At 71.6% G+C, this 6,436-nt stretch carries 6 protein-coding genes; 3 read left to right on the top strand and 3 right to left on the bottom strand.

Annotated elements, in window-relative coordinates; translation table 11 throughout:
- Positions 1-529: 529 nt before the first annotated feature.
- From ACFSL4_RS36160 to ACFSL4_RS36150, 3 genes are all read right to left on the bottom strand, one after another.
- Entirely contained in the window at positions 530-1,189 is a 660-nt protein-coding gene (locus ACFSL4_RS36160; RefSeq protein WP_381092258.1) for a LuxR C-terminal-related transcriptional regulator, read from the bottom strand.
- A 406-nt stretch (positions 1,190-1,595) separates the two neighbouring features.
- Positions 1,596-2,948, bottom strand: a complete 1,353-nt coding sequence (locus tag ACFSL4_RS36155; RefSeq protein WP_381092256.1) for a sensor histidine kinase — start codon at positions 2,946-2,948, stop codon at positions 1,596-1,598.
- A 191-nt stretch (positions 2,949-3,139) separates the two neighbouring features.
- Entirely contained in the window at positions 3,140-4,348 is a 1,209-nt protein-coding gene (locus ACFSL4_RS36150; RefSeq protein ID WP_381092254.1) for a sensor histidine kinase, read from the bottom strand.
- A gap of 306 nt (positions 4,349-4,654) precedes the next feature.
- Between ACFSL4_RS36150 and ACFSL4_RS36145 the strand changes: the two genes are divergently transcribed.
- From ACFSL4_RS36145 to ACFSL4_RS36135, 3 genes are all read left to right on the top strand, one after another.
- On the top strand, positions 4,655-5,065 hold the full coding sequence (locus ACFSL4_RS36145) for an NADH-quinone oxidoreductase subunit A (RefSeq protein WP_381092252.1): 411 nt from the start codon (positions 4,655-4,657) through the stop codon (positions 5,063-5,065).
- Positions 5,056-5,718 carry an NADH-quinone oxidoreductase subunit B gene (locus tag ACFSL4_RS36140; protein ID WP_381092250.1) on the top strand — a complete coding sequence of 221 codons (663 nt, stop codon included), beginning with the start codon at positions 5,056-5,058 and terminating at the stop codon, positions 5,716-5,718. The genes ACFSL4_RS36145 and ACFSL4_RS36140 overlap by 10 nt, the downstream gene beginning before the upstream one ends.
- A partial coding sequence (locus ACFSL4_RS36135) for an NADH-quinone oxidoreductase subunit C (protein ID WP_381092248.1) occupies positions 5,715-6,436 on the top strand: 722 nt, incomplete at its 3' end. The genes ACFSL4_RS36140 and ACFSL4_RS36135, both read left to right, overlap by 4 nt.

The following is a 6,436-nucleotide window of genomic DNA, read 5'->3' as shown; positions in this document are numbered from 1 at the left end:
AAACGGTCACCGGTGAGCTGCATACCGTCACCGGAGTCACCCGCGAACCGGATGATCACCCGGTCGAGCTTGTGCACGTCCTTCGCGCCCGCCGGTTGGCGCTGTTCTCCTACGACGGCTCCGTCCGCCTGCTCCGCTGGACTGCTGACCTGGCTGGTCACTGAACTGGACCTCCCTCGAGGCGGCTGTCTGGGAGCGGCCGTCCCGCCGGCCTTCCCAGGATCAACCCTACGTCGGTAAGGGTCGCCTTCCCTCGGCCGTTCGCATGATGGACACGAAGGTGAGACGAATCGGCGCCCTGACTTGTGATGATGTGCCCGCCCCCCGACGCTGCTTCGGAAGACGCTCCCTGCTCGTCATTCGGTTCTGGTGGCTCAGCGCTGGACGGCTCCGGGGCCGCGGTGGTGCCCGGCGGCCGGACCCGCGGTGGTGCCGGGTGGTCCGGCGCCCCGGTGGAGGCCGACGCGGCCCTGCCGGACGGTCGGCCCCCGGACGTCGCGGCCCCGCTCTCTGACACAGTGTCAGCCGATCATGAGTTGAGGTAGGTGAGAACGGCCAGAACACGCCGGTGATCCCCGTCACTCTGGGACAGACCGAGTTTCAGGAAGATATTGCTGACGTGCTTCTCGACGGCTCCGTCGCTCACGACGAGCTGCCGGGCGATCGCGGAGTTGGTCCGACCCTCGGCCATCAGCCCCAGGACCTCCCGCTCCCGCGGGGTGAGTGCGGCGAGTACGTCCTGCTTGCGGCTGCGCCCGAGGAGCTGAGCGACCACCTCGGGGTCCAGTGCGGTCCCTCCCCGGGCCACCCGCACCACGGCGTCCACGAACTCACGCACCTCGGCGACCCGGTCCTTGAGCAGATAGCCGACGCCGCGGCTGGAACCCGCCAGCAGCTCGGTGGCATACCGCTCCTCCACGTACTGCGACAGCACGAGCACACCGAGCCCGCGGTGCGCCTTGCGCAGCCGCACCGCGGCCCGGACTCCCTCGTCCGTGTGCGTCGGCGGCATCCGCACGTCGGCGACGACGACATCAGGCAATTCGCCGTGGTCCGCCAGCTCGGTGATGGTCTTGATGAGTGCTTCCCCGTCCCCGACACCGGCGACGACGTCATGCCCGCGGTCTGTCAACAGCCGGGTCAGGCCCTCCCTGAGCAGCACTGAATCCTCGGCGATGACCACCCGCACCCTGTCCTCCACGATCCTCGGCCCCCCGAGCCTTCCTTTTCAGGCCGTGCGTCCTGTGCGTCCGGCGGTGTCTTCGGCGGCCGGTCGTCCTGCCGCCTCTTCGGCACCTCAGTATCGCGCGATCCTCGAAGGCTCACCGGGCCTGTGGATAACCCCGGTGTGTCCTGTGTGAGCCCTGCCGGGGCGGGGAGAGGGGAAGGAGAGGAGGGAGGTGGGGGAAGCGAGGAGGGGGTTCGGAGTGTGCGGGAGACCGCTCCCCGTGCCGTACCCGCATGTTCTGCACGCCGGCCCCTGCGGCTGCCCCGGCCGAGGGATGAGCAGGCCGACGGACGAGCAGGGGGACAGTCGCGCTGCCGGGGGGTGACCGCCCAGGGCGTTCAGGGGCAGGCGGTGCACGTGGGGGTCGTCAGACCGACCGCCACGGCAGTTCGGCGGTGATCCGGGTCGGCCCCCCGGCCGGGGAGTCGACGACCAGGATCCCGTCCACCGCGTCGAGCCGCCCCGCCAGCCCGGCCAGCCCCGACCCGCCGGAGGCGTCCGCACCTCCCACTCCGTCGTCCGACACCTGCAGCAGCAGCCTGTCGTCCACCCGCCACACATCCACCGACGCCCGTGACGCCCGGGCGTGCTTGCTGACGTTCTGCAACAGCTCCGACACCGTGAAGTACGCGATCCCCTCGATCGCGGGCGCCGGCCGCGACGGCAGATCCACATCCACCTGCACCGGGACGGTGCACCGCGACGCCACCGCCGACAGCGCCGCGTCCAGCCCCCGGTCCGTCAACACCGCCGGATGGATCCCACGCGCGAGGTCCCGCAGCTCCTGAAGCGCCGTCTTCACCTCGCCGTGCGCCTCGCCCACCATCCGCGCGGCCGCCTGCGGATCCTCCGCCAGCTTCTCCTTCGCCAGACCGAGATCCATGGCCAACGCCACCAGCCGAGCCTGCGCCCCGTCGTGCAGATCCCGTTCTATACGACGCAGATCCGCCGCCGCCGTGTCGACCACGACCCCACGGTCCGACTCCAGCTCCACCACCCGCGTCGCGAGCCGCGACGGTCCGAGCAGCCCGAGCACCAGCAGCCGGTCCACCGTCGTCAACCCCCGCACGATCCACGGCGTGGCCAGGGTGAACAGCAGACCCACCAGCGCGGTCACCGTGATCTCGAACGGGTTGTCGAGGTAGATGTGGTGGGTCCCGTCGCCGTACAGCTGTATTCCGCCCTGACCGGCGTACACGGGGAAGACCCAGAACCACAGCGGGTACGTCAGCAGCGCCCACCCGGTCGCCCAGAGGCTCACTCCCACGCAGAAGGAGAACGTGGCCCAGGGGAACTGCACCACCGTGTACAGCATGTGCCGCCACGAGGTCCCGCTCTTGAGCACCGCCCAGACCCACCCCATGGGCCCGCCCCGCCGCACCGGCACCGGCTCCGGGTCGGCCACCTCCAGCCCCAGTAGCGCCCGCGCCCGCACCCGCTCCAGCGCCCCGAACCCGCGGCAACCGGCGAGCGCCGCTGCGAGCAGCGGAATCCCGACGAACGTCACCAGGAGCCCGGCCCCGAGCGAGAGCATCGTCACGCTGTAGGTGAACATCATGATCCCGATCGGCAGGCTCAGCAGCAGGTAGCAGAACTCCTTCCAACTGCGCCCCTCGACCGGCGCCCGCAGAGCGGCAGGAAGCCGGTGCGTCCACCCCCGGGCGCCCTGGAGCGCAGGGCCAACCCACTCTCCGTACCCCTGCCCGTACCGCGTGGCCATCGGCGTCGTCCGTTCCTCTCGTCGTCTGTCCCGGCTCGTCGTCCGTCCCGGCGCGGCCTGTCTGCCCGGCCGGCCCCGGCTCGTACCTCCACTCTGCTGTCCCCGGGCCGACCGAGCCATGGAGCGGGTCGGCGTCTTCAACCGGGGGTTTTCCCTACCCCCGCGTGCCCGGGGCAGGGCATCGCACACCCCTACCGTCCGCCGTGCACCGGACGCCGGACGTCGTCCCCCCGGTCCCGCCACGGCAGCTCCGCCGTGATCGTCGTGGGCCCGCCCGCCGGCGAGTCGACGACGAACAGGCCGTCGACCGCGCCCAGCCGCTCCGCGAGCCCCGCCATGCCGCTGCCTGCGTCGAGGCGGGCGCCGCCGCGGCCGTCGTCCCGTACCTGCATGAGCAGCCGCTCGTCCGCGCGCCACACGTCGACGGTGGCGGTTCCGGCCCCGCTGTGCTTGCTGATGTTCTGCAGCAGCTCGGACACCGTGAAATAGGCGATGCCCTCGATCGCCGCGGCCGGTCTCGCCCCGAGGTCCACGGTCACCTTCACCGGCACGGTGCAGCGCGCGGCCACCGATGACAGGGCGGCGTCCAGACCGCGGTCGGTGAGGACCGCCGGATGGATGCCACGCGCGAGGTCCCGCAGTTCCTGAAGGGCCAGCTTCACCTCGCCGTGCGCCTCCTCGACCATCGCGGCCGCCGAGTCGGGGTCCTCGAGCAGCTTCTCCTTGGCCAGCCCGAGGCCCATCGCCAGGTTCACCAACCGGGCCTGCGCACCGTCATGCAGATCGCGCTCGATACGCCGCAAATCTGCTGCCGCCGTGTCCACGACCACCCCGCGGTCGGATTCCAGTTCGGCGATGCGCCGCTCCAGCTCGTCGGAGGGGGACAGCAGACCGCGCACCATCGCACGGTCCCCATTGGCCAGCCCGCGGGCGATGAACGGCAGCACCGGCCACAGGAGGAACAGCGACACGAACATCACCGTGAAGGTGAGGATGCCCCAGGGCAGTCGTATGCAGTGGTACAGGACCGTCCTCCAGCCCACCGGGTCTCTCAGCGCCATCCACAGCCGCGGGAAGATCCCGCCGGTCCGGTGCAACGGCAGCGGGCTCGGCTCCTCCACCCGCACACCGAGCAGCGCCCTGGCCCGTGCCCGCTCCCACTCGCCCAACTGCCGCGCGCCCAGCAGCCCCGCTGCCAGGACCGGGAGGCCGATCACGGTCACCGTCAGCCCTGCCCCCGTGGACAGCACCGTCACCGCGTAGACGAACCCGATCAGCGACATCGGGAGATTCGCGAGCAGATACGCGATCTCCCGCCAGGTGTGCCCGTCCAGGGCGAATCGCGCGGGCGGCGGGCTGTCGCCGCCCCGGGTGCCGGAGCCCGTGATGCGTTCGGTCATTTCCGCCAGCCTCGTTCGGTCATGTCCGCCAGCCTGCCGCGTGGCGCGGCCCGACGCCATGAGGCGGACCTCCGGAGGATCACTGGGGCAAACCCCACCCCCGCGGGCTCCGACTACCCCGTGCATCACGGGCTGCTTACGCTTTCTTTAGGAGGGCCTAGACTCCCGTGCGTACAGATCGTCGAACACAAGGTTCACCAGGGTCACGAGGTCAGGGAGCGAGGAGCTGACGTGCCGGATCCGACCGCCGTCGCTGTCATGGCGGACACCGGGAGCGCGGAGACTGGAAGCGTGGGAACCGGGAGCATGGGAACCGGAGGCGTGGTGACCCCCGGGGACGTCCTCGCGTCCGGCTACTTCCACTCCTACTCCGTCGTCGGGCTGCTCGCCGTTGTCGGCGTGCTCTTCGTCGCCGTGGCCTTCGGCGCGGGCCGCCTGCTGCGCCCGGTCGTGCCCACACCCGAGAAACTCCTGACGTACGAATGCGGCGTCGACCCCGTCGGCGAGGGCTGGGCCCACACGCAGGTCCGGTACTACGTCTATGCGTTCCTGTACGTGATCTTCGCGGTCGACTCGATCTTTCTCTTCCCGTGGGCGACGGTCTTCGCCGATCCCCGGTACGGCGCGACCACGCTCGTGGAGATGTTCGTCTTCCTCGGCTTCCTGGCCGTGGGGCTGCTGTACGCCTACAAGAAGGGCGTCCTGGCATGGACGTGAACCCGTCGACCCCGCCGGCCGCCGAGGCGGTGCCGCTGCCGGAACCGAAGCGGCTCGGCACGCTCGCCCGCCTGGCCCCCGAGCCGATGAAGGTGGTCCTGAACTGGGGCCGCCGCTACTCGCTGTGGGTGTTCAACTTCGGCCTCGCCTGCTGCGCGATCGAGTTCATCGCCGCGTCGATGGCCCGCCACGACTTCATCCGCCTCGGAGTCATCCCGTTCGCACCCGGTCCGCGCCAGGCGGACCTGATGGTCGTCTCCGGCACGGTCACGGACAAGATGGCTCCGGCCGTCAAGCGACTGTACGAGCAGATGCCCGAGCCGAAGTACGTCATCTCCTTCGGCGCGTGCTCGAACTGCGGTGGCCCCTACTGGGACTCGTACTCCGTCACGAAGGGCGTCGACCAGATCATCCCGGTGGACGTCTACGTTCCCGGCTGCCCGCCGCGGCCGGAGGCGCTGCTCCAGGGCATCCTCAAGCTTCAGGAGAAGATCGCCCGCGAGTCGCTCGGGGAGCGGTACGGCTCGTCGCGGCCGTCCACCTCCGCCCTGCAGAGCGGCCTGGTACGGCCGCCGTCCGCGGCTCCCGCCCCGGGGGCCGCGGAGGCCGGTTCCACGGTGGGTCCGGGCCCGGCTTCGGGGGAGGGACGATGACCGGGGTGGGCTGGCTGCCGGCACCGGCCGAGGAGCTCTTCGGCCCCGAGGCCGTGGCCGCGGAGTCGTACGCGGTCCTGACGGTAGACGTACCGCCGACGGCCTGGACCGCGGCGCTGCGGGCCGCACGCGACGACCTGGGCTGCACCTACTTCGACTGGCTGAGCGCGGTCGACGAGCCGGGCACGGGCCTGCGCGTCTCGGCCCACGTGGTGGCCCTGTCCCCGGTCCGCCGCCTCCTCCTGCGTACGACCGTCCCGCACGGTGCCCCGGTCCTCCCCTCCGCCGTGGCGGTCTACGCGGGCGCCGCCTGGCACGAACGCGAAACCCACGAGATGTTCGGCGTGACCTTCGAGGGCCACCCGGGGCTGGAGCACCTGCTCCTGCCCGAGAGCTTCGAGGGCCACCCCCTGCGCAAGGACTTCGTGCTGGCGGCCCGAGTCGCCAAGGCATGGCCCGGCGCCAAGGAACCGGGGGAGTCCGACCACGGCGGCCCCAAGCGTCGCCAGATGCTGCCCCCGGGCGTCCCCGACCCCAACGAGTGGGGCCCCCTCAAGGGCCAGCTTCCGCCGGCCCCGGCCCGCCCGGCCCGAGCCGCGGGCCGCGCCGCGGGGGAACGCCCGGTCCGCCGCACCCGCACGGCGGCCGAGGGCTCGGCGAGCCAGACCCCGGCCGAGGGCGCCACCACGGGGACCACTCCGGGCGCGCCGCGGCGTGC

The sequence above is a fragment of the Streptomyces caeni genome, from assembly GCF_042678285.1.
In the GTDB taxonomy this organism is placed as follows: domain Bacteria; phylum Actinomycetota; class Actinomycetes; order Streptomycetales; family Streptomycetaceae; genus Streptomyces; species Streptomyces caeni.
Note: the sequence above shows the minus strand (reverse complement) of the source record. Positions and strands in the feature narration are given on the sequence as shown.